Raw genomic sequence first — 25692 nt, 5'->3', positions numbered from 1 at the left:
CGACAGGCATCAGGAACGGTTTGTCCGTCGGACGGTCCGGCGTCGGGATGTATTCGTCAACAGCGTCCATCAGTTTGAGGATAGACTGTTTTGCTTCTTCGTCGCCTTCGAGGGCTTTCAATGCGGAACCTACGACGATAGGTACTTCGTCGCCGGGGAAATCGTAGGAGCTCAGGAGGTCGCGGACTTCCATTTCTACGAGTTCGATCAGTTCGGGGTCGTCAACCTGGTCAGCTTTGTTGAGGTATACGACGATAGCCGGTACGCCTACCTGGCGGGCCAACAGGATGTGTTCGCGAGTCTGGGGCATCGGGCCGTCAGCTGCGCTTACGACGAGGATCGCGCCGTCCATCTGAGCAGCGCCGGTGATCATGTTCTTAACATAGTCGGCGTGACCCGGGCAGTCAACGTGAGCATAGTGACGGTTGTCCGTTTCGTATTCAACGTGAGCCGTGTTGATCGTAATGCCGCGTTCACGTTCTTCCGGAGCCTTATCGATATCAGCATAGTCTTCGAATTTAGCATAGCCTTTTTCGGACAATACTTTCGTAATAGCAGCCGTCAACGTCGTTTTGCCATGGTCAACGTGACCAATCGTGCCGATGTTAACATGGGGTTTGGTTCTTTCGTAATGTTCTTTTGCCATTTTGCAGTTCCTCCAATGTAATTAAAATATTAGCCTTTGTCATTAATGACTTTTTCAGCTACGTTCTTAGGAACTTCTTCGTAGTGATCGAAAGTCATCGTATAAACGCCACGTCCCTGCGTCTTAGAACGCAAATCCGTTGCATAGCCAAACATTTCAGCCAAGGGTACGAAACCGTTGATATGTTCAGCGCCGCCGCGCATTTCCATGCCGTCAACGCGGCCGCGACGAGAGTTCAAGTCGCCGATGACATCGCCCATGTATTCTTCAGGGACGACGACTTCGACTTTAACATACGGTTCGAGAAGAACAGGATCGGCTTTCTTTGCGCCTTCTTTAAAGCCCATGGAGCCGGCAATCTTAAATGCCATTTCCGAAGAGTCGACATCATGATAGGAACCGTCGAATACGATAACCTTGATATCAACCATAGGGAAACCAGCCAAAACGCCCGTTTCCATAGCTTCTTTTACGCCGGCTTCGACAGAGCCGATATATTCTTTCGGAATTGCGCCGCCGACAACTTTGTTTTCAAATTCAAAGCCTGCGCCGGCTTCCTGCGGAATAAGTTCAAGCCAGCAGTCGCCGTACTGACCGCGGCCGCCGGACTGACGAACGAAACGGCCTTCCTGCTTGACGCTCTTGCGAATCGTTTCGCGGTAAGCAACCTGCGGTTTGCCGACGTTGCAGTCTACCTTGAATTCACGAGCCATACGGTCGACGATAATATCCAAGTGGAGTTCGCCCATGCCGGAAATGATCGTCTGACCTGTTTCGGCATCGGTCTTAACCTTGAAGGTCGGATCTTCTTCAGCCAAACGAGCCAATGCAATGCCCATTTTTTCCTGGTCAGCCTTAGTCTTCGGTTCTACGGCAACAGAAATAACCGGTTCAGGGAATTCCATCTTTTCAAGGATGATGGGGTGTTTTTCATCGCACAGCGTATCGCCTGTCGTCGTATCTTTCAAGCCGACGATAGCGCCGATATCGCCGCAGTATGCTTCCTGTACTTCTTCGCGATGGTTTGCGTGCATACGCAGGATACGGCCTACGCGTTCTTTCTTGCCTTTCGTGGAGTTGAACACGTACGTGCCGGACTGAAGCGTACCGGAGTAAATACGGAAGAAAGCTAATTTACCGACAAAGGGGTCAGCCATGATCTTAAAGGCCAAGGCAGAGAACGGTTCTTTGTCGTCAGCTTTACGGCTGTCGTCTTCACCTGTATCGGGATTTACACCGGCAACAGGCGGAATATCGAGCGGAGACGGCATATAGTCGACAACGGCGTCGAGGAGCATCTGAATACCCTTATTCTTGTAAGCAGAGCCGCAAAGTACGGGGAACATCTTGTTGCTTACAACGGCGTTGCGGATAGCTGCCTTGATTTCGTCGATGGAGATTTCTTCACCGTCGAGGTATTTCATCATGAGCTCATCGTCCGTTTCGCAGACGGCTTCAAGCATGATCTGATGATATTCTTCAGCTTCGTCTTTCATGTCGTCCGGAATATCAACGACTTCGATTTCCTTGCCGAGAGCATCGTCATATACTTCAGCTTTCATCGTAACGAGGTCGATGATGCCGCTGAACGTCGCTTCAGAGCCAATCGGCAGCTGGATCGCTACGGCGTTAGCCTGGAGGCGGTCCTTCATCATCTGAACGCAGTTCAGGAAATCAGCGCCCGTCGTATCCATCTTATTGATGAAAGCGATACGGGGAACATGGTAGTGTTCAGCCTGACGCCATACCGTTTCAGACTGCGGTTCTACGCCGCCTTTAGCCGAAAATACGGCAACAGAGCCGTCCAAAACGCGAAGAGAACGTTCAACTTCAACTGTAAAGTCAACGTGCCCCGGGGTATCGATGATGTTGATACGATGACCTTTCCAATGAGCCGTCGTTGCAGCGGAAGTGATCGTAATGCCGCGTTCCTGTTCCTGCGCCATCCAGTCCATCGTTGCGGCGCCGTCGTGAACTTCGCCGATTTTATGAACGCGGCCGGTGTAGAAAAGGATACGTTCTGTCGTCGTGGTTTTACCGGCATCGATGTGGGCCATGATACCAATATTTCTCGTTTTTTCCAAGGGAAATTCTCTTGCCACGATTTTTTCCACTCCTCAAATAAAAAACTTAAATAATTACCAGCGATAATGAGCAAAGGCCTTGTTGGCTTCTGCCATCTTGTGGGTATCTTCTTTCTTTTTGATAGCTGCGCCAGTATTGTTGAAAGCGTCCATCAATTCAGCGGCAAGCTTTTCTTTCATCGTACGTTCGCCGCGTTTACGAGCGTAGCCGACAGTCCAGCGGATGCCGAGGGACAGGCGGCGGTCAGCGCGTACTTCAACGGGAACCTGGTAGTTGGCACCGCCTACACGGCGAGCGCGAACTTCCAAAACAGGCATTACATTGTTGAGAGCCTGTTCAAAAACTTCTAAGGGATCTTTATTCATCTTAGAACGGATAATGTCGAATGCGTCGTATACGATAGATTCAGCGACGCCTTTTTTACCGTCCAACATAACTTTGTTGATGAAGCGCGTTACCAATTTAGAATGGTACACCGGATCCGGCAGCACATCGCGCTTCGGCACAGGGCCTTTTCTTGGCATGTCTAATTCCTCCTTTGTAATATGCAGGTTATCGGTTCATCTGATCAGGCAATACGATTATTTACCCTTTTTAGCGCCGTATTTAGAACGGGACTGCTGACGGTTTGCAACGCCAGCCGTATCCAAGGCACCGCGGATGATGTGATAACGTACACCAGGAAGGTCTTTAACACGACCGCCTCTGATTAATACTACACTGTGTTCCTGTAAATTGTGACCAATGCCAGGAATATAAGCTGTTACTTCGATGGAGTTCGTCAAGCGAACACGGGCAACTTTACGCAGAGCAGAGTTAGGTTTTTTCGGCGTAGCCGTGTATACACGAGTGCAGACGCCGCGTTTCTGCGGGCAGTTTTTCAAAGCCGGCGCTGTGGATTTCGTTACGGAATCCTGACGACCCTTACGAACTAATTGGCTGATTGTTGGCATGTGGGCACCTCCTCTCCAAACAATTAGATTTATAATGTAATCATCATCAGAAAAATATCTGACGATGATATTACCAAAGTTACTTCAACACTCCAACGGCCGCTGCCTTGACTTTAATGCGACAGGCTATACCGAGCTCTGCCATCGTATTGGAACGGTCGACGGCGATGCCTGCCTCCTCCGCATACGCGAGAAGCGGCGCGACGACCTGTTCGTCACAGTCGTTAGCAACATACAGCTGGGTGACTTCGTTTCGTTTCATTGCTTTAAGCGTTTGCTTTGCCCCTACGGTCTTGCGGACATTGCCCGCCAGTTCCAAGCTCACGAAACATCACTCCTTACATCTTGCAAATTGCGCGCGGCACCTTCGCCGCGACACTTAGACATTGTAGCATTCCCCCATAGGAATGTCAATGCGTTTTTCGTAAAAACTGCGTAACTAAGACATTTTTTATTACACTCATCCGGGCGTATCTTACAAGGCAAAAACAGAGACCTCTTCTTACAAGAGGTCTCTGTACAGTGCTATAACGTCAGAGCTTAATGGCCCGCTTCGGGAGCTGTCGCCGTTACGTCGTCGCTGTCTACGACGCAGCCGTCTTCATCTTCATACGATATGGACGGTACGGTTTTGACAACCTTTACCTTGCGGTACCGGCTCATGCCGGTGCCGGCGGGAATCAGCTTGCCGATAATAACGTTTTCCTTCAAGCCGAGCAAGGGATCAATCTTGCCCTTGATAGCCGCATCCGTCAATACGCGGGTCGTTTCCTGGAACGACGCAGCCGACAAGAACGATTCCGTCGCCAACGCGGCTTTCGTAATACCGAGCAGCATCGGCTTGCCGATGGCCGGCTTGCCTCCTGCAGCCTGAATACGGCGGTTCGTGTCTTCGAAAATATTGACGTCGACGTAATCGCCCGGCAGCATATCGGCGTCACCGGCGTCTTCAATCTTCATCTTGCGGAGCATCTGACGCACGATAACTTCGATGTGTTTGTCGTTGATACCAACGCCCTGGGACTTATATACCTTCTGCACTTCGTATACGAGGTAGCGCTGCGTAGCTTCTACGCCCAAAATGCGAAGGATGTCGTGAGGATTGATGGAACCCGACGTAATACGGCTGCCCTTCGTGATAACGTCGCCTTCATGAACGACTAAGTGGGCTCCGTACGGAATGGTGTAGCTGCGTTCTTCGCCGTCTTTATTTACGACGTGAACGATATTGATGTCATGGTGGTCTTCTTTTTCCGTAATGGAAACGACGCCGTCGATTTCCGTGACGATAGCGTTGCCCTTCGGCTTACGGGCTTCAAACAATTCTTCGACACGGGGAAGACCCTGGGTAATATCCCCTGCCGACGCAACGCCGCCTGTGTGGAACGTACGCATCGTCAGCTGCGTGCCCGGTTCGCCGATGGACTGGGCCGCAATAGTGCCGACCGATTCGCCGACATTTACCTTGCTGCCCGTACCTAGGTCGCGGCCGTAGCACTTAGCGCAGACGCCGTAGCGGCTGTGGCAGGTAAGGACGGAACGAATCCGGACCTTATCGTAATATTTAGCGATTTCTTTCGCCTGGTCGGCCATGATTTCTTCATTAATCGGAACGATGACTTCGCCCGTATTCGGGTTGACCAAGGTTTCCGCCGCCGTACGGCCTTCGATTCGTTCTTCCAGCGGTTCAATGACGCCGTCGCCTTCGACGATAGCCGTAACTTCTACACCGCGGATATCGTTATTGCGTACTTTTACTTCCGTTACGTCGCTGGAAAGGATGCGTTCGATAGCATCTTCTGTCAGTGCCGTGCCAGCCGGGCAGATTTCCATACCGTTGGAATCAATCACTGCCGTTTCAACGGTTTTGCCAAGCATATTATCGACCATAGACTTGCGAAGCGCCGCGCGGAAGCCTTCTTCCGGAGCTCCTAGCGTAACGACTTCAACTAAGTTCGTATGATTCATATCATCGTTTATATCCATCTGGCTGCCCTGGAGATACAGCTTCGGCAGCTTGTGCTCGATAACCGTATCCATATCGTCTGTCGTCAGCAAATGGCCTTCTTCGAACACGACGTCTGCCGTTTCCGGATCGATTGCCGGTTTCGCCAAGACGCGGCCAATCAGTTTTTCCCGCAGGAGGTTGACAGCCTGACGGCACGAGCTGGCCAGACGGGCCCGTTCGCGGACGAGGTCGATGCCGAATACGTCGCAGTCGTCTTCGCGAACGATGACGTCCTGCGATACGTCGACGAGACGACGGGTCAGGTAGCCCGAGTCAGCCGTACGCAGAGCCGTGTCGGCCAAACCCTTACGGGCGCCGTGGCTCGACGTAAAGTAATCCAATACGGACAAGCCTTCGCGGAAGTTCGCCTTGATCGGCAAGTCGATGATACGGCCGGACGGGTCAGCCATCAAGCCGCGCATGCCGGCAACCTGACGAATCTGCTGCTTGTTGCCGCGGGCGCCGGAGTCAGCCATCATAAAGATGGAGTTGAACGGGTCCATGTTATCCATCATGGCTTCCGTCACATCGTCCGTCGCCTTTTCCCAAATGGAGCAGGTCTTGCGGTACCGTTCGTCTTCAGTAATCAAGCCGCGGAGGTACATTTTCGTAACATTTTGAACCTTCTTATCGGCTTCGTTGAGAATATCCCATTTTTCAGCAGGAATCTGAATGTCCGAAATAGCGATGGACATGCCGGCCTGCCGCGCGTAATGATAGCCGATAGCCTTGATGCGGTCAAGGAGGGCCGCTGTCTTCGTATTGCCTACGAGATGGAAGCAGGCGTCGACAAGCTTGCCGATTTCCTTCTTATTCATCAGTACGCCAAGGCAGTTGACGTCGACAAATTCTTTTCCTTCTTTGAAGGCGGCTACCGCTTCTTTATCTACCTTATTAGCCGGCAGCGGACGAATTGCCAAGAGGTCTACGCCGAAGGCTTCCTTCAGCTGGGAGAAACCATAGTCTAAAATATGGCCGTTTTCATCTTTAATCTTTACGAGATGCGTCGAATCGATGATGCCGTTTTCATAGGCAAACTTCGTATCTTCGGGATTGGTAAATACCATGACCTTGTCCGTATGATACAAGCGGAGTGGTTCGTACACCTGATAGTTGTACAGCAGCTTGCCCGCCGTCGTTTCGATAATACCGTGGCCGGGAATGCGGACCTTGATGACCGCTTCGATATCGATAGCCTTGGCATCATACGCCAGCATGACTTCATCGTAATTAGAGAACATCTTGCCTTCGCCCAAGGCTCCCGGTTTAACAAGGGTCAGGTAATAAGCACCAAGCACCATATCCTGCGTCGGTACGGCAACAGGCTTGCCGTCCTTCGGCGCCAAAATGTTGTGTGCCGAAAGCATGAGCGTTCTCGCTTCAGCCTGGGCTTCTACGGACAAGGGCAGATGGCAGGCCATCTGGTCGCCGTCGAAGTCGGCGTTGAAGGCGGTGCAGACCAGAGGATGCAGCTTAATGGCCCGGCCTTCCCAAAGAATCGGTTCGAAGGCCTGAATACCTAAACGGTGCAGCGTCGGGGCGCGGTTCAAGAGTACCGGATGTTCCTGAATAACGTCTTCCAGCACGTCCCACACTTCCGGGCTGACGCGTTCAACCTTTTTCTTAGCGTTTTTAATGTTCGTAGCAATACCTTTTTCTACGAGCTTTTTCATGACGAAGGGCTTGAACAATTCCAAAGCCATTTCTTTCGGCAGACCACACTGATGCATTTTCAGCTCTGGTCCGACGACGATAACGGAACGGCCGGAATAGTCGACACGCTTACCTAACAGATTCTGACGGAAGCGGCCTTGTTTCCCCTTGAGCATATCCGACAAGGATTTAAGAGGACGGTTGCCCGGCCCGGTGACAGGGCGGCCGCGGCGGCCGTTGTCGATCAGGGCGTCGACAGCTTCCTGAAGCATGCGCTTTTCATTGCGGACAATGATGTCGGGAGCGCCTAATTCCAGCAGCCGGCTCAGGCGATTATTTCGGTTAATGACGCGGCGGTACAGGTCGTTCAAGTCCGACGTGGCAAAGCGGCCGCCGTCGAGCTGTACCATCGGGCGCAGTTCCGGAGGAATGACGGGAATCACGTCCATGACCATCCATTCCGGTTTGTTGCCGGAATGGCGGAAGGCTTCGACGACTTCCAGGCGGCGGATCGCCCGGACCCGGCGCTGGCCGGAAGAATCGCGCAGCTCGTCGCGCAGTTCTTTATTGAGTTTTTCCAAGTCCAGTCCCTGGAGTAATTCCTTAACGGCTGCCGCGCCCATGCCGACGCGGAATTTATCGCCGTACATATCGAGATACTGGCGGTATTCCGTTTCCGTCAGGAGCTGCTGCTTCGTCAGCGGCGTATCGCCCGGGTCCAGGACGATATACGAGGCAAAATACAATACCTTTTCCAGCGAACGGGGCGAAATGTCGAGAATCAGGCCCATCCGGCTGGGAATTCCTTTAAAATACCAAATATGAGATACAGGCGTAGCCAGTTTGATATGGCCCATCCGTTCGCGGCGAACCTTCGCTCGCGTTACTTCAACGCCGCAGCGGTCGCAGACAACGCCTTTATAGCGAATGCGTTTGTATTTTCCGCAATGGCATTCCCAGTCTTTCGTAGGCCCGAAAATGCGTTCGCAGAATAAACCGTCCCGTTCCGGTTTCAATGTACGGTAATTGATCGTTTCCGGTTTCTTTACTTCGCCGTGCGACCATTCAAGGATCTTTTCCGGAGAAGCCAGTCCAATCCGCATGGAATCAAATTCGTTCACGTCTAGCACTAATACCGCTCCCTTCTATTAGTCTTCATCTTCGTTAATAGTATCGTCGTTCAGATGTTCCGCTTCGGCAACGGCGTCGAGGCTCATGGCGCTCATGATATCATCTTCATCGCCGTTGGCAACCGGTTCTTCTGCCGGTTCGCCGTCTCCGGCTTCATCAGCCAGGGGCGCCGACGGGCTGTCCATGCCTTCGCCTTCCATAACGCGGCGGAGTTCATCTGTCTGTTCCGGTTCTACATCGTCTTCGTCATCCAGTTCTTTGATGACAACTTCTTCGCCGTCTTCATTGAGAATCTGGACGTCTAAGCCGATAGCCTGCAATTCTTTAAGCAATACCTTGAAGGATTCAGGAACGCCCGGTTCAGGAATATTTTCGCCTTTAACAATTTTTTCATACGCTTTGACACGGCCGACGACATCGTCAGACTTGACAGTCAGCATTTCCTGCAGCGTGTATGCCGCGCCGTATGCTTCCAAAGCCCAAACTTCCATTTCGCCGAAACGCTGGCCGCCGAACTGAGCTTTACCGCCCAGAGGCTGCTGCGTAACCAGGGAGTACGGACCAGTCGAACGAGCGTGGATCTTATCGTCGACAAGATGATGCAGCTTGAGGAAGTACGTGTAGCCGACGGTTACGCGGCGGTCCATCGGTTCGCCCGTACGGCCGTCGTACAGGACGGATTTGCCGTCTTCCGGCAATCCGGCGATGCGCAGGGATTCGAATACGTCTTCAGCCTGCGCGCCGTCAAATACCGGCGTCGCAATGTGAATGCCGGCCTTATCGGGCTGCGGCATGCCGTACGTATCGAAATCGTAACCGGCTTCGCGCAGCTTCGCTTCCAAATTCGGGTTCATCTTTTTGATCTGAACGCCCAGTTCATGCATAGCCCAGCCAAGGTGGGTTTCCAAAATCTGACCGATGTTCATACGAGACGGTACGCCCAAGGGATTCAGCACGATCTGAACAGGCGTGCCATCGGGAAGGAACGGCATATCTTCCTGGCGCATTACGCGGGATACGACACCCTTGTTTCCGTGACGGCCAGCCATCTTGTCGCCTTCGTGAATCTTGCGCTTCTGCGCAATGTATACGCGGACGAGGCGGTTGACCCCCGGCGGCAGTTCATCGTTGTTTTCGCGGGAGAAAATGCGGACGTTGACGACCTTGCCCGATTCGCCGTGAGGCACGCGCAGCGACGTATCGCGGACTTCCCGTTCCTTGTCGCCGAAAATAGCGCGCAGGAGGCGTTCTTCCGGCGTCAGCTCCGTTTCGCCTTTCGGCGTGACCTTACCGACGAGGACGTCGCCGGGGAATACGTCGGCGCCGATCATGATGATGCCGTTTTCGTCGAGGTTTTTCGTGCTGTCTTCGCTGACGTTCGGAATTTCGCGGGTAATTTCTTCAGAGCCCAGCTTCGTATCGCGGGCATCGCATTCGTATTCTTCAATATGGATAGACGTATATAAGTCGTTCTTCGGCAATTCTTCGCTGAGGAGAACGGCGTCTTCGTAGTTATAGCCTTCCCAAGGCATGTACGCTACGAGGATGTTGTAGCCCAATGCCAATTCGCCGCCGTCCGTAGCCATGCCGTCGGCCAATACCTGGCCTTCCGTAACGCGTTCGTTCTTGTATACCAAGGGACGCTGGTTAATGCAGGTGCTCTGGTTGGAACGGACGAATTTAATCAAGCGGTATGTATCAATAGAGCCGGAATCGGTTCTTACTTTAATTTCATCGCCAGTTACGCGGCATACGACGCCGTCGTGCTTAGCCAGTACGCATACGCCCGAGTCACAGGCAGCCTTGTATTCCATGCCCGTACCGACGAGCGGAGCCTGCGTGCGGAGGAGCGGCACGGCCTGACGCTGCATGTTCGCGCCCATGAGCGCGCGGTTGGCGTCGTCGTTTTCCAGGAACGGAATCATGGATGTACCGACGGAAACAACTTCCTTAGGCGATACGTCCATGAAATCGACGCGGTCGGCCGGGAATTCACGCGTATCTTCACCGTGACGGCAAGCGACGCGGCTGTGTACAAAATGACCGTCTTCGGTCAGCGGTTCGTTAGCCTGGGCGATGATATACTGTTCTTCTTCATCTGCCGTGATATACCAAACGTCGTTTGTAACGACATGGGTTTCCTTATCGACGCGGCGGTACGGCGCTTCAATAAAGCCGAATTCATTTACCTTGCCGAAGCAGGCCAGCGAAGAAATCAGGCCGATGTTCGGACCTTCAGGCGTTTCTACAGGGCACATGCGGCCGTAGTGGGAGTGATGAACGTCGCGGACTTCAAACCCTGCCCGTTCACGGGACAAGCCGCCGGGGCCCAAGGCGCTGAGACGGCGTTTATGCGTGATTTCAGCCAGCGGGTTCGTCTGGTCCATGAACTGGGACAACTGGCTGGAACCGAAGAATTCTTTAATCGCTGCAACGACAGGACGGATATTGATCAGGACCTGAGGCGTAATGCTTTCGGCGTCCTGAATCGTCATGCGTTCGCGGACGACGCGTTCCATACGGGTCAGGCCGATGCGGAACTGGTTCTGGAGCAGTTCGCCGACGCAGCGGAGGCGGCGGTTGCCCAAATGGTCGATGTCGTCGACGGTGCCGAAGCCGTCCATGAGGTTCAGCAGGTAATCTATGTTGGCGATAATATCTTCGCGGGTAATCGTGCGGTGATCGTACGGCAGATTGCTGTTATTGCAGATAATCTTATATACAGACCCGTCAATTTTTTCTACGAAGGCTTCTACGAGCCCTTCGCCGGCGAATACGCCGCTTTCTTTAATTTTGTTTACTTCAGCTGCGCCGATTTCCGTATGAGCGTCGACGATCACTTCACCCGTTTCGGGATGAACGATCGGCTCGTGGAGCGTCAAGCCGAATAACCGGCGTTCCCAGCCCAGCTTTTTGCCGGCTTTATAGCGGCCGACGCGGGCCATATCGTACCGGCGGGAGTCGAAAAACAGCCCTTCGAACAAATTGCGGGCGCTTTCTACTGTCGGCGGTTCACCGGGGCGGAGTTTTTTATAGATTTCTACGAGGGCTTCATCCTGGTTTTCCGTCGTATCTTTTTCAAAGGTATCCTTGAGCCGCTTATCATCGAAGAACAAGTCGAGGATTTCTGCATTGGAAGACCAGCCCAGGGCGCGGATCAGCACCGTGACGGGGATTTTGCGGTTGCGGTCTATACGGGCATACACGATACCGTTCACGTCCGTTTCCAATTCAATCCAGGCGCCGCGGTTCGGAATGACCGTAGAGTTATACAACATGGTGCCCATCGGATCGCGTTCGCAGCCGTAATATACGCCCGGCGAGCGCACGAGCTGGCTGACGATAACGCGTTCTGCCCCATTGATAATAAATGTACCTGTATCTGTAATCAGCGGGAAATCCCCCATGAATACTTCCTGGTCTTTAATTTCCCCTGTTTCATGATTGACAAGACGGATCTGAACCCGAAGCGGCGCGGCATATGTCGTGTCTCGTTCCTTGCATTCCCGGATGTCATACTTAGGTTCCCCCAGTTTGAAATCTTCAAAGGATAAAGACAAGTTGCCCGATGCATCTTCGATGGGCGAAATATCTTGAAAAATATCTTTCAGCCCTTTTTCTAAGAACCATTCATAAGATTTGTTCTGCAAATCCAACAAATGAGGCATTTTTAAGACCTCGTTAATCTTAGCATACGTGTATCGAGTTCTTTTCCCTACTTGTACAGGTTTGAACATGCTGATTCTTCACCCCTTATAAAAAGTAAACCATGATATAATCGCGTCGTAAAGGCATCTTCAAAAGCGACAAAAAAGCAAGGCTCCGTAATAAAACTTGAACCTTGCTTAATTTTTTGTTCACCGGAAGCGCTTCCTCCATGTACCTCATAATATCATCAATTGAACATTTTGCAATGAGTTATTATAGCACACGTTTCTGCTTCCGTCAATATTTATTTTTTCTTATTTCTGAATACGGGCCAGCGTGTAGTTCTTTTTGCCCTTGCGCACGATAACGTATTTGCCGTTTGAGTTTTTATGAGGCAGGACGATTTCGTCGAGAGCTTGGACCTTTACGCCGTTGATCGTCACGGCGCCGTTCGTAATATCTTCGCGGGCCTGACGCTTGGATTTGTAAATCGTCGAATCGACAAGCCAGTTTACGACGTCCTTTTCTTCGTTCGATACGTCGACTGTCGGCATCTTGCCAAAAGCCTGGGTCAGTTCGTGCTCCGTCAAATCGGCAATGCTGCCGTGATAGAGGGCTTCCGTAATATTCTGCGCTTCCTTCAGCGCTTCAGGGCTGTGGACGAAGGTCGTTACTTCTTCCGCCAAACGGCGCTGAGCCAGACGTTTTTCCGGTTCCGTCTTGACGGCTTCTTCCAGGACGTCGATTTCTTCCTTGCTAAGGAAGGTGAAGTATTTCAAATATTTGACGACATCGGCGTCGTCCTGATTCAGCCAGAACTGATAGAATTCAAAAGGAGATGTCTTTTCCGGATCCAGCCATACGGCTCCGCCGGCGGTCTTGCCGAACTTCGTGCCGTCCGACTTCAGCATGAGGGGAATCGTCAGGCCGTAGGCTCGGGCGTCGCTGCCGTGCATCTTATGAATCGTATCGATGCCGGCCGTAATATTGCCCCACTGATCGGCGCCGCCGATCTGAAGCTGGACGTCGTTGTGCGTGAAGAGATGCTCAAAGTCGATAGACTGCAGTATCTGGTAGGAAAATTCCGTAAAGGAAATGCCCGCTTCCAGACGGCTTGCGACAACTTCCTTCGCCAGCATCGTATTGACGCTGAACAGCTTGCCGTAATCGCGGAGGAAGTTCAGCAAATCAATTTTGCTCAGCCAGTCGTAGTTATTCACAAAAGAAATATTCGAGCTTTCGCCGAACAAATGAATGAACTGGGCTTTTAATTTTTCCGCATTTTCATGGATTTTTTCAATCGTCTGCAGTTGCCGTTCCGTCTTGCGGCCGCTCGGATCGCCGATAACGCCTGTGCCGCCGCCGATGACGACATAGGGATGATGTCCTGCCAAGGCAAAGCGTTTCAGCATCATAAAGGGAATTAAATGGCCGATATGCATGCTGTCTCCCGTCGGGTCTACGCCGCAGTACAAGGACACGCTCTTTTCTTCCGTCAGCTTGCGCAAGCCTTCTTCGTCGGTCATCTGATTTACGGCGCCGCGCCAAGACAATTCATCAATAATATTCATCGAACCCGCTCCTTTTACCGTTATATTTATGGATATGCAAAAAGTATCTTTACCGTACTAATTATACTCATCCGACATGCGTCCGTCAACAAAAGCCTGAAACCCCGCACTGCCTTCTGTTTTACGGCGTCCCGCGCTGAAGCCACTTAAACATGGCCGTCCCTGCCAGACCGGACAATACAGACGCGGCTACGACGGCAGTTTTGGCCGTCATCAGTGCCTGTCCATCCGTAAAGGCCAGGGCAGCGATAAACAAGGACATGGTAAAGCCGATGCCGCCCAGCATGCCGGCGCCTAGAAAGTGAGCCGTCCGGACGCCGGCCGGCAATGCTACGACGCGAAGGCGAATCAGGCCGTACGCCGATAAGAAAATCCCCAGGGGCTTGCCGAGAAACAGCCCTGCCATGATGCCCAAGCCGACAGGCGTCAGCAAGTTTCCCACGCTGCCGCCGTCTATGGCGATGCCGGCGTTGCTCAAGGCAAATACGGGCATGACGAAAAACGCCGACCACGGCGTCAGCCTATGCTCCAGTTTTCTAAGCAGGCTCTCGCCGTGCGTTTCTTCCGTCCCGGCCGGAATGGAAAAGCCCAAGAGGACGCCGGCAATCGTCGGATGAATCCCGCCCTGCAAAAACGCATACCACAGCAGCCCTCCCCCAATCAGGTACAAAAGGACCGATTGGACGTTGCGCCGCGACAGCCAAAACAACATGAGCAAAACGGCGGCTCCAGCCAACAGAGACGGCCCGTGCAAATCAGACGAATAAAACAGAGCGATGACTAAAATGCCGCCCAAGTCATCGACAATCGCCAGGGCCGTCAAAAACACGACGACAGCCCGTGGCGCCCGCGGAGCGGCAAAAGCCAGTACGCCTAAGGAAAAGGCAATATCAGTAGCCATAGACACGCCCCAGCCGGAAATCGTCGGCTTTCCTATGTTAAAAGCCGTGTATAACAGCGCTGGAACGACCATGCCTCCGACGGCCGCCGCGATGGGAAGAAGCGTAGACGACGGCGATTTCAGTTCGCCGAATAAAAATTCCCGCTTGATCTCCATGCCGATGACGAAAAAAAATACAGCCATCAGCCCGTCGTTGATCCAATGAAGCAGCGACATGGACAACAGGAAATCCCCTGCCCCAACAGACAGCTTCCAATGCAGGATCTCTTCGTAGGCGGCCGCCCACGGAGAATTGGCAAGGCCCATCGCCACGACGGCAAAGACGAGAAGGACGATACCGCTGGACGCTTCCTGCTTGAAGAATCGTTGAAACGGCATGATCATTTGGCGCGATTGCTCTTGAATACGTTCGTAAATATCTTTGTTCATGTAACCCTCCTTTTATGAGATCCGCAAAAAACAACGTCGCACAGCGTGCTGTTTTCAGCGTTATCATATTATATCATACGGCCATCACATTTCTGCATACTCTATAGGTGCAAAATATGCAACATCTATATCAAAAACGTACGATATGCAAAAAGAGGAAACAGACTTGACGCCTGTCTCCTCTTACGCCCTGTATTGCCAGTTATATTTCTTTTTCTTCAGGCCGCTCCAGGATAATCCCCTGACGATACGCATGCAGCAGCGCTTTCAAATCGTCAATCATCTGCAGCAGCTTTTTGCCGTTGTCCGTGTCGCCGATCATAACGCGCTTCGGCTCCAATTCGACCTGCGTCGATTCCGAATCGATATCGGCATTGTTCATCAATACCTGCGTGACATCCTTAAAGGGATAATGGGCTTTGATGCGGATACCGTGAGAATTGAAAATCAAGGTGTAGCCGGCAATGCCCGTCGATCCCTGGTACGCCTTGCAGAAACCGCCGTCTATGCAGATTTCCTTCCCTTCCGCGCGAATCGGGCTTTCCCCTTTTTTGACCTTAACCGGCGTATGGCCGTTGATGATATGGCCCTGGGGAGAATCGATGCCGAATTCATGGAGGATTTTTATGCACTCATCCCGATCCCGGTTGAGGTGGTAATAATCGTTCTGCGGTTCTTTCCACGTCGACTGATCGACGATATAGCTCCGTTCAAAGGTCTTGACAATCCGGCCCGATACGGGGGAATCTATGCCGCACCACATGTACCACATATAGTCCAGGCTGTTCGTATCCCGCTTGTCATAGGCCTGACGGGCAATAAAATCGACCATATCCATGAAGGCCTTTCCCTTATACGGCTTGCCGTTGAGATAAATTTCTTTAAAGCTGCCATCTTTATTGAGGGGAACGCCGCCGTGGAATAAAAGGTTGTTATTATAGCTGCGGTACAGCGAGCCGTGACTGTATAAGAAGCGGATATGACGCTGCAGCCGTTCGCTTTCCAGGAATTCCGACTGAATAGCCGCCATGATGCGGTGTTCTTCCGGCGACAATTTGTAGGGGTCCTGCGGATCAACCGTCGGAAAATCCGTCGTCGTCAGCTCGTAGGTCTGACCGTCCAGCGTAATCGTACCCTGCTTCCAGTCAATTTTGTGGAACATCAGGCGGTCGTCCATATTGTATTCCGGATGGCGGATGATGACTTGTCCTTCCAGCTTGCTCAAAATGACGTTAATCGCCTTTACCATCGGCTCGATGCCGTCGTCCTTTTTATAGGTATCTAATGCAAAAATAGCCAGAGGGCGGAGGCTGATGCCGTAACCGCTTTCCAATATTTCCATATTATGATAGCGGATATTATTTCTCAGCGCGTTGGCGATGCAGGCCTCGCTGCCGGCGGCCGCGCCCATCCACAGGATATCGTGGTTCCCCCACTGGATGTCGAGAGAATGATGATGCATGAGATAATCCATGATCTTGTCGGCATGAGGCCCGCGGTCGTAAATATCGCCGATAATGTGCAGGTGGTCTACGGCCAGCCGTTTGATCAAATCCGTCAGGGCATAAATAAACTGCCGCGTGCTGCCCGTTTCTAAAATCGTATTCAATATCTTCATGTGATATGCCCGGCGGTTTTTGTCTTCGTCCGGCTGGGCATGGAGCAGTTCGTCAATGACGAAGCGGAATACCTTAGGCATGGCCTTACGCACTTTAGAACGCGTATATTTCGACGACAGCAGCTTGACCAGGCGAATCAGATGGCTCAGCGTTTTTTTCGCCCACTGATCGGTAATCGCTTTTTCCCGCTGCAGCATATCCAGCTTTTCCTTGGGATAATAAATCAGCGTCAATAAATCATCCCGTTCCTCCGCCGTCATGGAATTGGCAAATATCATTTCAACCTTTTCCCGAATAACGCCGGAACAGTTATTTAAGATGTGATAAAACGCCTCATATTCGCCATGAAGGTCGCTCATAAAATGTTCCGTTCCCTTCGGCAAGTTGACGATGGCCTGCAAATTGATGATTTCCGTGAATGTTTCGGCCTGCGTTTTATATTCCTTGGACAGTAATTCCAGATACCGCAAGTATTCTGGAGAATATTTTTCACACGTTTCCATAAGACATAAATCCCCTTTTCTTCATGATATGGTATACAACGTATAGGCTTAATTTCTTTCTATTGTACACTATCTTATAGCATGTGGCTAGGGATAAGTACAAAAAATCACAATTCATCCCTTATAAAAGACAGCAAGAGAGTTTCACATAAGCTTTTACTCCAAAGCCTGTCATAATATAGTATTATTAATGCGCCGTTTTTCCATAATTATCTATGCTAATTCAAAATATATATAGCTCTTTTTCATAGTTGCATTTTTATTATAATTCAAATAATTATTAGGAATGCATTTGCCTATGTGTTTAAATTATGTGGTGTTTTAAATCGATTTTTACTATATTTAATGGTAATACTTAAAATTTACTCTAAAATTTTCAAAAGCAGAAACTCATTTTCATATTACGATGTTTTCAAACGACAAAAAACATGCTATGATAAGGCTATAGAAAGACGATTTGTGGGATACTAAATTCTTAGATGAGGTGATTTTCATGAACAAATATCTTGAATCAGTTATCGAAGGCGTACGTACGAAATATGCTAACGAACCGGAATTCGTCCAGACCGTAGAAGAAGTATTGTCGTCTCTGGAACCGGTTGTAGAAAAACATCCGGAATATGAAAAATTTGATTTGCTGAACCGCTTGGTCGTACCGGAAAGACAATTCACCTTCCGCGTCGTATGGCAGGACGATGCCGGCAACTATCATACGAACACGGGCTACCGCTTCCAGTTTAACGGAGCAATCGGGCCGTATAAAGGCGGTCTCCGCTTCCAGAAAAACGTATATCCCGGCATCATTAAATTCCTGGGCTTCGAACAGATTTTCAAAAATGCTTTGACGGGCCTCCCAATCGGCGGCGCAAAAGGCGGCGCAGACTTCGACCCGACAGGCAAATCCGACGCAGAAATCATGCGCTTCTGCCAGAGCTTCATGCAGGGTCTCTATCGCTACATTGGTCCCGACATCGACGTTCCGGCCGGCGATATGGGCGTTGGCGGCCGTGAAATCGGCTACCTCTTCGGCGAATACCGCCGCTTGAAAGGCGCATTTGAAAACGGCGTATTGACGGGCAAGGGCTTCAGCTTCGGCGGCTCCCTCATTCGTCCGGAAGCAACGGGCTACGGCGCCGTATACTTCTTGGAAAACGTCCTGAAAGACGACGGACAGGATATCAAAGGCAAGACCATTGCCGCTGCCGGCTTCGGCAACGTAACCTGGGGCATCTGCAAAAAAGCTACGGAATTGGGCGCTAAAGTCGTTACGTTGTCCGGTCCTGACGGATACATCTACGATCCCGATGGCGTTGCTACGGAAGAAAAGATCGATTACTTGTTAGAAATGCGCAACAGCGGCCGCAACCGCGTACAGGATTATGCAGATAAATTCGGCGTAGAATTCTTCCCGGGCGAAAAACCGTGGGGCAGAAAAGTCGACATCGTGATGCCGTCTGCTATGCAGAACGACGTCCATATGGAACAGGCAAAACAGATCGCAGCCAACAAGGTTCGCTACTACATCGAAGTCGCCAACATGCCTACAACGAACGACGCACTGAAATACTTACTGGAACAGAAAGACATGATCGTAGCTCCGTCCAAAGCTGTTAACGCCGGCGGCGTAGCCGTATCGGCCCTCGAAATGAGCCAGAACAGCGAACGTCTCGTTTGGACGGCTGAAGAAGTCGACGCACGTCTCCACCAGATCATGAATACGATTTACAACAACTGCAAAGACGCAGCAGCTCGCAACGGTTTAGGCTACAACCTCGTCGCCGGCGCCAACATCGCTGGTTTCGAACGCGTTGCCGATGCAATGCTCGCTCAAGGCGTATTCTAAAAAACATACTCCAACATAAAAAATACTGTGCAGCCGGAGCTGCACAGTATTTTTTATGTCCTGGTAACGGACGATGTTACAAAGTATGCTTTTTAAAGTCTTCTTGCACGGCCCGGCGCAACCCTTCATTTTCTAAGAGCTTAAATACGATGCGGCCCATAATTTCCGCCCCCTGGGCAATAACCGGCTCGATAGCTTTATTTTTTACGGCGTCGGCAATTTGCACGGAATGTTCTGGATAATACGTATCTCCCATGGCCAGGCACAGATGAAGGGCCGGACATTGATGGCTGATATTACCGATGTCCGAGCTCTGGCACTCTTCCGTATCGGTAAAGGGAATGCCCATTTCACGCAGCACCGACCGCGATACTTCCGTCGCCGCTTCATTCCAAACCATATTGTCAAATTCATATCCCATCTGCGTCACTTCATACGTCGTTTCTGTCGCAATGGCCGCCCCTTCGAAGCATTTCATGATTTTAGCAATGACTTCGTTTAAATACGGCCGATCGCTGTGACGAACGCAGCATTCAAGCTCTGCATAGTCCGGCACGACGTTCGACGCCGTGCCGCCGTTGACGAGATAGACGCCAATCCGCGTTTCCGGCCGTACGTGCTGGCGCAGCATGTCGATAGCGTGAATTGCCAGCATCGCGCCGTTCAGGGCGTTGCGGCCATTCCACGGGCTGCTCGCCGCATGAGCCGTTTGCCCATGAAAAGCGACGCGATAATCGCTAAGAGCCAAGAAATGTGAGTTGGCCATCGTCTTATCGGGCATGACATGCGTCATCATCGCTAAATCATAGTCATGAAAGATTCCCTGCTCGCACATGGCGACCTTGCCGCCCCGCAGCTCTTCGTCTGGCGTACCGATGAGATCAACCTGCACGGGAAGATCGGCCATATCCAAAAAAGCGGCCGCCGTCAGAAAGCTCATAGCACCGTTTGCCGAGTGGCCGCATCCGTGCCCGATTTCCGGCAGGGCGTCATATTCGGCCAGAAGAGCCACTTTCAAAACCGGGTTGGAAACCTTCCGTACCGTCGCCTTAAACGCCGTCGGCAAACCGGCAAACTGCTCCGTCACCTCCATGCCCAGGGCACGGCAGGCTTCGACATAGGCCGCGCAGGCATGATATTCTTCGCCCGACAGCTCCGGGTCGTCAGCAATGCGGTAATTTAAAGAAAAAGCTTGCGGACCATATTTCTGCACGCTTTGTGCAAACTGATTTATGAAAGACATATATACACCTATTTCCTATAAATTTATAGAACGTACTGAATCAAGAACATATACGACGGAATCACGATAAGCCCCAATACTACCGTGATAAAACTGATCTCCGTAGCGTACTTCACATCAGCTCCAACCGCCTTGGCGACGACGGTCATCTGCGTCATAGCCGGCATACTGGCCTGCATTGTAAACACCTGAGCCGACATCGGTGTAACAGACACAAAGGGAAGCAAGGCCAATACGCACAGCGGGCAAACGATAAACCGCCCCATCAGAGCCCCTATCAAGTCGCGGTCCCACTGTACGCTACGCAGCGGCAGCGAACTCATTTCAATGCCGATGACGATAAGGGACAGCGGCGTCGCCAGATTTCCTACGTACTGGAAAGATACGTGAAGGAATTCAGGCAGCTTAACGTCGGCCATAATCAACGCCAGGCCAATGAGAAAGGCCACCAGCGGAGGCGAAAACACCTTTTTGACAGTCTGCAGCGAAAATAACGGCATATTTCCCTGTCCGCCCGTACTGTCGTTGACGATGTGATAAATCCCCAAGGTCCAGAACATCGTCGTATTCGCCATATAATACAGCATGACCGAAGGCACGCTCTGCGTACCGAATAAGGCCAGGTTAACGGGAAGTCCGATGAAGATCGTATTGGCGACAAAAAAACAGGTAATAAAGATGCCCTGCCGCTCCCTGCGTATGTGCAGCGCCGCAGCTGCCGCCCGGCCCACGACGTAGGCCAGGAGGATAGACAAAAAGGGCAGAGCCAAATCCGGCGCAATCCGCAGCAGCGAATCATGTGTAAAATCCCGCTCCAACTGGCAAATCATGAACAACGGCAAGGCGACCTTCATGATAAGCCGGGTTAATATTGCGCTGGTATCCGGTCCAAACCACCCTTTCTTCGACAACACAAAACCGATGCCAATCATAAACAATATTTCAAAAATACCCTGCAGCCCATGAAACACAGCTTCCACTATCAATCCATCTCCCTCTTATGTCAAGTCGTATAGCCTAGGCTGTCGGTCATGAAATATATTGATACGGCTTCGAATATCGATGACGCTGTCCAAGTCGATATCCGCGCAAAGCATCTCTTCGCCGTCTCCCCCCTGCGCCAAGACATTCCCCCACGGGTCGATAATCATCGAATGGCCGCCGAACTGCATGGAATCCGTACTGCCGCAGCTGTTGACCGCCACGATGAACAGCTGGTTTTCAATCGCTCTGGCCTGATTCAATATGCACCAGTGATCCACGCGGGACGCCGGCCAGGCCGCCGGCACAAAAATAATCTGCGCCCCCGTCAGCGTCGCCATCCGCACCCATTCGGGAAAACGGACATCATAACAAATCACGGCAGCCATGGGAGTGCCATCCAAGGAAAACGCGCAGCCCTTTGTTCCCGGCGTAAATTTTTCATCTTCATGGCCCGGCGCAAATAAATGCACCTTGTCATACGAGCTGACAATACGGCCGCTGCGATCTGCCACGTACATCGTATTATACAGCTTACCTTCCCGACGGACAGCTGCAGAACCGCCGACAATATGAACGCCGAACCGAGCCGCTGACTCTGATAAGAAGGCCTGCGTCCGCCGCCCGTTCTCATCGGCCAATTCACGGATATCGTCAGGATAAAAGGACGTATTCCACATTTCCGGCAGTACGACGATATCGGGCCGCTCCTGTGCAGCGTTTCGTATCCAGTCTTCTACTTGCTTATAATTATGCTCTACATCCCCCAGCCGCAGAGACATCTGAGCCGCTGCAATCTTCATATCTGTCCCTTCTTTCTACTGTATATTTTTGATAACATCTCGCCATAAATCATTATAATAGAAATATAAGAGAAACACAATATCCGATTGTATGAGAGCCTGCGGCAACAAAACGAAACGTCCCCTATCCTTGCCGGGGCTTGAAAAAAGGACTGTATATTGATATAGTAAAATGAATAGCATATGAGAGAAGGGATAGTATGGCTAAAACGAAAAAGACCAACGTCATGCGCATTTTAGATAAACAAAAAATTTTCTATACAACGAAAGCTTATGAATATTCTGAAGACGACCTGTCCGGCGTTCACGCCGCCGCCGAGCTCGGCATGGACCCGGCCCAGGTATTCAAAACGCTGGTAGGACAGGGAAACAAGACGGGGCCCGTCGTATTCTGCATTCCCAGTCACAAGGAGCTCGATTTAAAGAAGGCCGCATCCTGCAGCGGCAATAAATCGGTTCAGCTGCTCCACGTCAAAGATCTGCTCGGCTTGACGGGATATATCCGCGGCGGCTGCTCCCCTATCGGTATGAAAAAGCAGTTTCCTACGTATATCGACGAGTCAGCCCTGCAATACGAAGCCATCAGCCTCAGCGCCGGCATGCGGGGGCAGCAGGTCCTCGTAGCGCCGCAGGACGTCGCCCAGTTGATTCACGCAGAATTCCATCAGCTCACGATGAAAGACATTACATTGACGGAAGGAAGAGTACGATGACAGACAAAGAAATGGAACCTTGGCTGCATGAGCTCATGCAGTGTTCAAAATGCGAATTGCGTCACGAAGGCAACCGCGGCCCGACGCGATACTCCGGCGACCCGGCGTCGCCCCTCATGTTCGTCGGCGAAGGACCCGGCGGTGTGGAAGATGAGTACGGCGTGCCCCTTGTCGGCCCGTCGGGACAGTTGCTGGACAAAGCCCTGTGGAGCGTAGGACTGACGCGCGACCACGTCTACGTTACGAATATTGTCAAATGCCGCCCCAAGAACAACCGGACGCCGACGCTGGAAGAAGGAAAGCGCTGCGCCAACATCCATCTCCTCCGTGAAATCGAAATGGTACAGCCGAAGGTCATCGTCTGCCTGGGAAAGGTCGCCTTTCAGTATTTCTACGGAAAAACAGCCAGCATTATGCGCAACCGCGGCATCTGGTTCGACTATCACGGCATTCCCGTCATGCCGACGTATCATCCGGCCTTCTTGCTGCGCCAAACCGGCAAGGACCTCGTAGAATCCAAATGGCAGGTATACTACGATTTCAAGGCTGCCGTAGACAAAGCCAAGGAAGCCATGCCGGACTATGTATACCAAAGCCCGGAAAAGCCCAACCTGATGGAGCAGTTTGAAGACCTCCATAAATCCAGACATTTTTAACAGACTGCAGCACACGCCCCTTTATATCCATCCGATGTGAAGGGGCGTATGTTATACTGCGAATACCGATTAGCCTTGCCTCATCTATGGACAGCAAAGAGAGTCCTATCATATAATGAATGCAAAGGATATTCGGGAGGTGAAATACATGAGCACAGCGATGCCCATCGGCGTTGATGACTTTAAAAAAGTACGGGAAAACTATTACTTTGTAGATAAGACAGATTTTATTCGGCAATTGATAGATTCGCATAGTGACGTAACACTGATTACACGTCCCCGGCGTTTTGGGAAAACGCTGACCATGAGCATGTTAGAGTATTTCTTTTCCATTGATCGGAAAAAAGAAAGCCAAGGCTTGTTTTCAGGATTATCAATAGAAAAAAGTGGGACGGCGTACATGAACCATCTCGGTGCGCATCCCGTTATCTTCATATCGTTAAAAAATGTATCGGGCGACACATGGGAAAGTATCGTTAAGAGTCTGGGCTTTGCGTTAGCCGATTTGTATAGAAGTTTTAACTATCTGTCTCAAAGTGCGGTTGTAGACGACTCATTAAAAATTTATCTTCAAAAAGTCATATATGAGAATGCTACGCAGGATGAATTGGCTGTTTCTTTATTGAGATTGACTACAATGCTGCATCAGCATTATGGAAAACCAGTGATTCTGCTTATAGATGAATACGATGCGCCAATACAGCAGGCTTGGGAACGGGGATTTTACGGCGAATGTATTCGGTTTATGCGGCAATTTTTAGGCAGCGCTTTAAAGACAAATGCATCATTAGATTTTGCGGTTCTAACAGGCGTACTTCGTATTGCCAAAGAAAGCATTTTCAGCGGCCTGAACAACTTAGACGTCTGCTCAATCCTGCGCGATAAGTACAGTACGGTTTTCGGATTTACGCCGGAAGAAGTCGCTAAATTAACGGAAGATATAGGCAAACCGGAAGTACTGCCGGAACTGAAACAGTGGTATGACGGGTATCGCTTTGGCAGCAGTGAAATATATAATCCCTTATCGGTCATCAGCTACATCGATAACCAATGCCTCCCTCGGCCCTATTGGATGAATACGTCTAATAACAGCATCCTGCGCGAGCTGGTTTCCCACGCCGACTACTTACAAATCAAGGCTCTGCGCGGACTCATCCATGATATACCGGTTTCTGTCAGCTTGAATGAAGGCGTAATTTATGACCAGATTGGGAAAGACCGAAGCGCCTTATATACCATGCTGCTTACAACGGGGTATCTGACCGTATCGGAAAATATACCGACGAGCTACGACCGCTATTTGCTGCGCATTCCCAACGAAGAAATCAAACGGGTATACAGCATGGAAATCCTGAATACCATCGTAGAGGGAATAGATCGGGATACCTTCGATGGGTTGTTTGATTTATTATTTACCGGCCAGAGTGAAGACTTTGCGTACCTGCTGCAAAAAATATTGCTGCGGTTTGCCAGCACCTATGATACGGCAAATAAAGAAAGCTTTTATCACGGCTTCATGTTGGGCATGGCCGCTCTGTTTTTAGGCCGAAATTATACGGTCGAATCGAATAGAGAAAGCGGCTACGGCCGGTTTGATCTCGCAATTTTCCCCAAAGATACAAATAAAGCCGGCGTCTTGATGGAGTTTAAAGCCACCAACAGCGAAGCGCAGCTGGAAGATAAAGCCGACGAAGCGCTGCGGCAGATTGAGGGAAGGCAGTACGGGACAGAATTTGAAAAACGGGGAATTTCAAAAGTCTGGAAATACGGCATTGCCTTCTGCGGCAAGCAAATTCATGTAAAAATGAAAATATAAGCACTACAGCAGCCCTAGCCAGTATTGGCTAGGGCCTTTTGCAATTAGAATGAAACATCAAAGTCTATACCCTTACCGTGACGATAGAATGCGGCCTGAAAAGATAATTCCATAAGCAATTTGAAAGAGTTGAACAAGATTTTATCCTCGTCATCAAATATATACGTCAGCTTTTTATTCCGGCATTGAAAGGTATACTGATAACACGTGCCTTCAAAAATAAGGGCCGCTTTGTTTAAGTTAGACACAGAATACGCGCCGTCCCAGTCCTGGGCGTCGAGCCTGTGAAAAAATCTCTGTAAACATAGATCTTCTATGATACTTGGTAAGCTGAAAGCGAATTTGAGAACTTTCAGCTCATGGTTTATATATAACAACACATGCTGAACATGTCAAGTACAGACAGGATTTTCGCCTGCTTTTGCCAGCTATGCGTTACTCTGGGAGTCGGCCTTCGTACATTATGCTCAGTTCCCCATACACCTGTCCC

General features: G+C 50.8%; 17 protein-coding genes. 4 read left to right on the top strand and 13 right to left on the bottom strand.

The window, feature by feature from the left end; genetic code table 11:
• The 10 genes from CJ260_RS11305 to CJ260_RS11260 form a co-directional block, all read right to left on the bottom strand.
• Positions 1-646, bottom strand: a 646-nt coding sequence (locus CJ260_RS11305; protein ID WP_143747692.1) for a GTP-binding protein, incomplete at its 3' end; no start/stop codon positions are given.
• A gap of 29 nt (positions 647-675) precedes the next feature.
• Positions 676-2748, bottom strand: a complete 2073-nt coding sequence (gene fusA / locus CJ260_RS11300; RefSeq protein WP_087478714.1) for an elongation factor G — start codon at positions 2746-2748, stop codon at positions 676-678.
• 36 nt (positions 2749-2784) lie between these two features.
• Positions 2785-3255, bottom strand: a complete 471-nt coding sequence (gene rpsG, locus CJ260_RS11295; protein ID WP_087478713.1) for a 30S ribosomal protein S7 — start codon at positions 3253-3255, stop codon at positions 2785-2787.
• Positions 3256-3312: 57 nt separating this feature from the next.
• On the bottom strand, positions 3313-3684 hold the full coding sequence (rpsL, locus tag CJ260_RS11290; protein ID WP_087478712.1) for a 30S ribosomal protein S12: 372 nt from the start codon (positions 3682-3684) through the stop codon (positions 3313-3315).
• 79 nt (positions 3685-3763) lie between these two features.
• On the bottom strand, positions 3764-4009 hold the full coding sequence (locus CJ260_RS11285; RefSeq protein ID WP_087478711.1) for a ribosomal L7Ae/L30e/S12e/Gadd45 family protein: 246 nt from the start codon (positions 4007-4009) through the stop codon (positions 3764-3766).
• A 215-nt stretch (positions 4010-4224) separates the two neighbouring features.
• Positions 4225-8475 carry a DNA-directed RNA polymerase subunit beta' gene (gene rpoC, locus CJ260_RS11280; RefSeq protein WP_095630260.1) on the bottom strand — a complete coding sequence of 1417 codons (4251 nt, stop codon included), beginning with the start codon at positions 8473-8475 and terminating at the stop codon, positions 4225-4227.
• A gap of 18 nt (positions 8476-8493) precedes the next feature.
• A complete protein-coding gene (rpoB, locus tag CJ260_RS11275; protein WP_087478709.1) occupies positions 8494-12213 on the bottom strand; it encodes a DNA-directed RNA polymerase subunit beta in 3720 nt (1239 codons plus the stop codon).
• Between the two features lie 225 nt (positions 12214-12438).
• Positions 12439-13695, bottom strand: coding sequence for a tyrosine--tRNA ligase (tyrS, locus tag CJ260_RS11270; protein WP_095630259.1), 1257 nt, complete (start codon positions 13693-13695; stop codon positions 12439-12441).
• 121 nt (positions 13696-13816) lie between these two features.
• Positions 13817-15025: a Na+/H+ antiporter NhaA gene (nhaA, locus tag CJ260_RS11265; RefSeq protein ID WP_095630258.1), complete on the bottom strand. Its 1209-nt coding sequence runs from the start codon at positions 15023-15025 to the stop codon at positions 13817-13819.
• A gap of 202 nt (positions 15026-15227) precedes the next feature.
• A complete protein-coding gene (locus CJ260_RS11260; protein ID WP_095630257.1) occupies positions 15228-17147 on the bottom strand; it encodes a fructose-1,6-bisphosphatase in 1920 nt (639 codons plus the stop codon).
• Positions 17148-17640: 493 nt separating this feature from the next.
• Here CJ260_RS11260 and gdhA point away from each other — a divergent pair, with 493 nt between their 5' ends.
• Positions 17641-18990: an NADP-specific glutamate dehydrogenase gene (gene gdhA, locus CJ260_RS11255; protein ID WP_087478705.1), complete on the top strand. Its 1350-nt coding sequence runs from the start codon at positions 17641-17643 to the stop codon at positions 18988-18990.
• A gap of 76 nt (positions 18991-19066) precedes the next feature.
• On the opposite strand, the gene CJ260_RS11250 is transcribed toward gdhA, so the two are convergent.
• Genes CJ260_RS11250 through CJ260_RS11240 form a run of 3 tightly spaced genes read right to left on the bottom strand, consistent with a single transcriptional unit; the run spans position 19067 to position 22017 of the window.
• Positions 19067-20203, bottom strand: coding sequence for an amidohydrolase (locus CJ260_RS11250; RefSeq protein ID WP_233127983.1), 1137 nt, complete (start codon positions 20201-20203; stop codon positions 19067-19069).
• Positions 20204-20256: 53 nt separating this feature from the next.
• Entirely contained in the window at positions 20257-21213 is a 957-nt protein-coding gene (locus tag CJ260_RS11245; protein ID WP_087478703.1) for an AEC family transporter, read from the bottom strand.
• Between the two features lie 18 nt (positions 21214-21231).
• Positions 21232-22017, bottom strand: coding sequence for a carbon-nitrogen family hydrolase (locus tag CJ260_RS11240; RefSeq protein WP_095630255.1), 786 nt, complete (start codon positions 22015-22017; stop codon positions 21232-21234).
• A 200-nt stretch (positions 22018-22217) separates the two neighbouring features.
• Here CJ260_RS11240 and ybaK point away from each other — a divergent pair, with 200 nt between their 5' ends.
• The 3 genes from ybaK (at position 22218) to CJ260_RS11225 (ending at position 25202) form a co-directional block, all read left to right on the top strand.
• The gene (gene ybaK / locus CJ260_RS11235; RefSeq protein ID WP_095630254.1) at positions 22218-22730 is read left to right on the top strand and encodes a Cys-tRNA(Pro) deacylase; all 513 of its coding nucleotides are present in this window, start codon (positions 22218-22220) and stop codon (positions 22728-22730) included.
• Positions 22727-23386: a uracil-DNA glycosylase gene (locus tag CJ260_RS11230; RefSeq protein WP_095630253.1), complete on the top strand. Its 660-nt coding sequence runs from the start codon at positions 22727-22729 to the stop codon at positions 23384-23386. The genes ybaK and CJ260_RS11230 overlap by 4 nt, the downstream gene beginning before the upstream one ends.
• Before the next feature lie 115 nt (positions 23387-23501).
• Positions 23502-25202, top strand: coding sequence for an AAA family ATPase (locus CJ260_RS11225; RefSeq protein WP_369831762.1), 1701 nt, complete (start codon positions 23502-23504; stop codon positions 25200-25202).
• The last annotated feature ends 490 nt before the right edge of the window (positions 25203-25692 follow it).

The sequence above is a fragment of the Megasphaera sp. ASD88 genome (assembly GCF_002287425.1).
GTDB classification, from domain to species: Bacteria; Bacillota; Negativicutes; order Veillonellales; family Megasphaeraceae; genus Megasphaera; species Megasphaera stantonii.
This window is presented reverse-complemented; position numbering and strand designations above follow the sequence as displayed.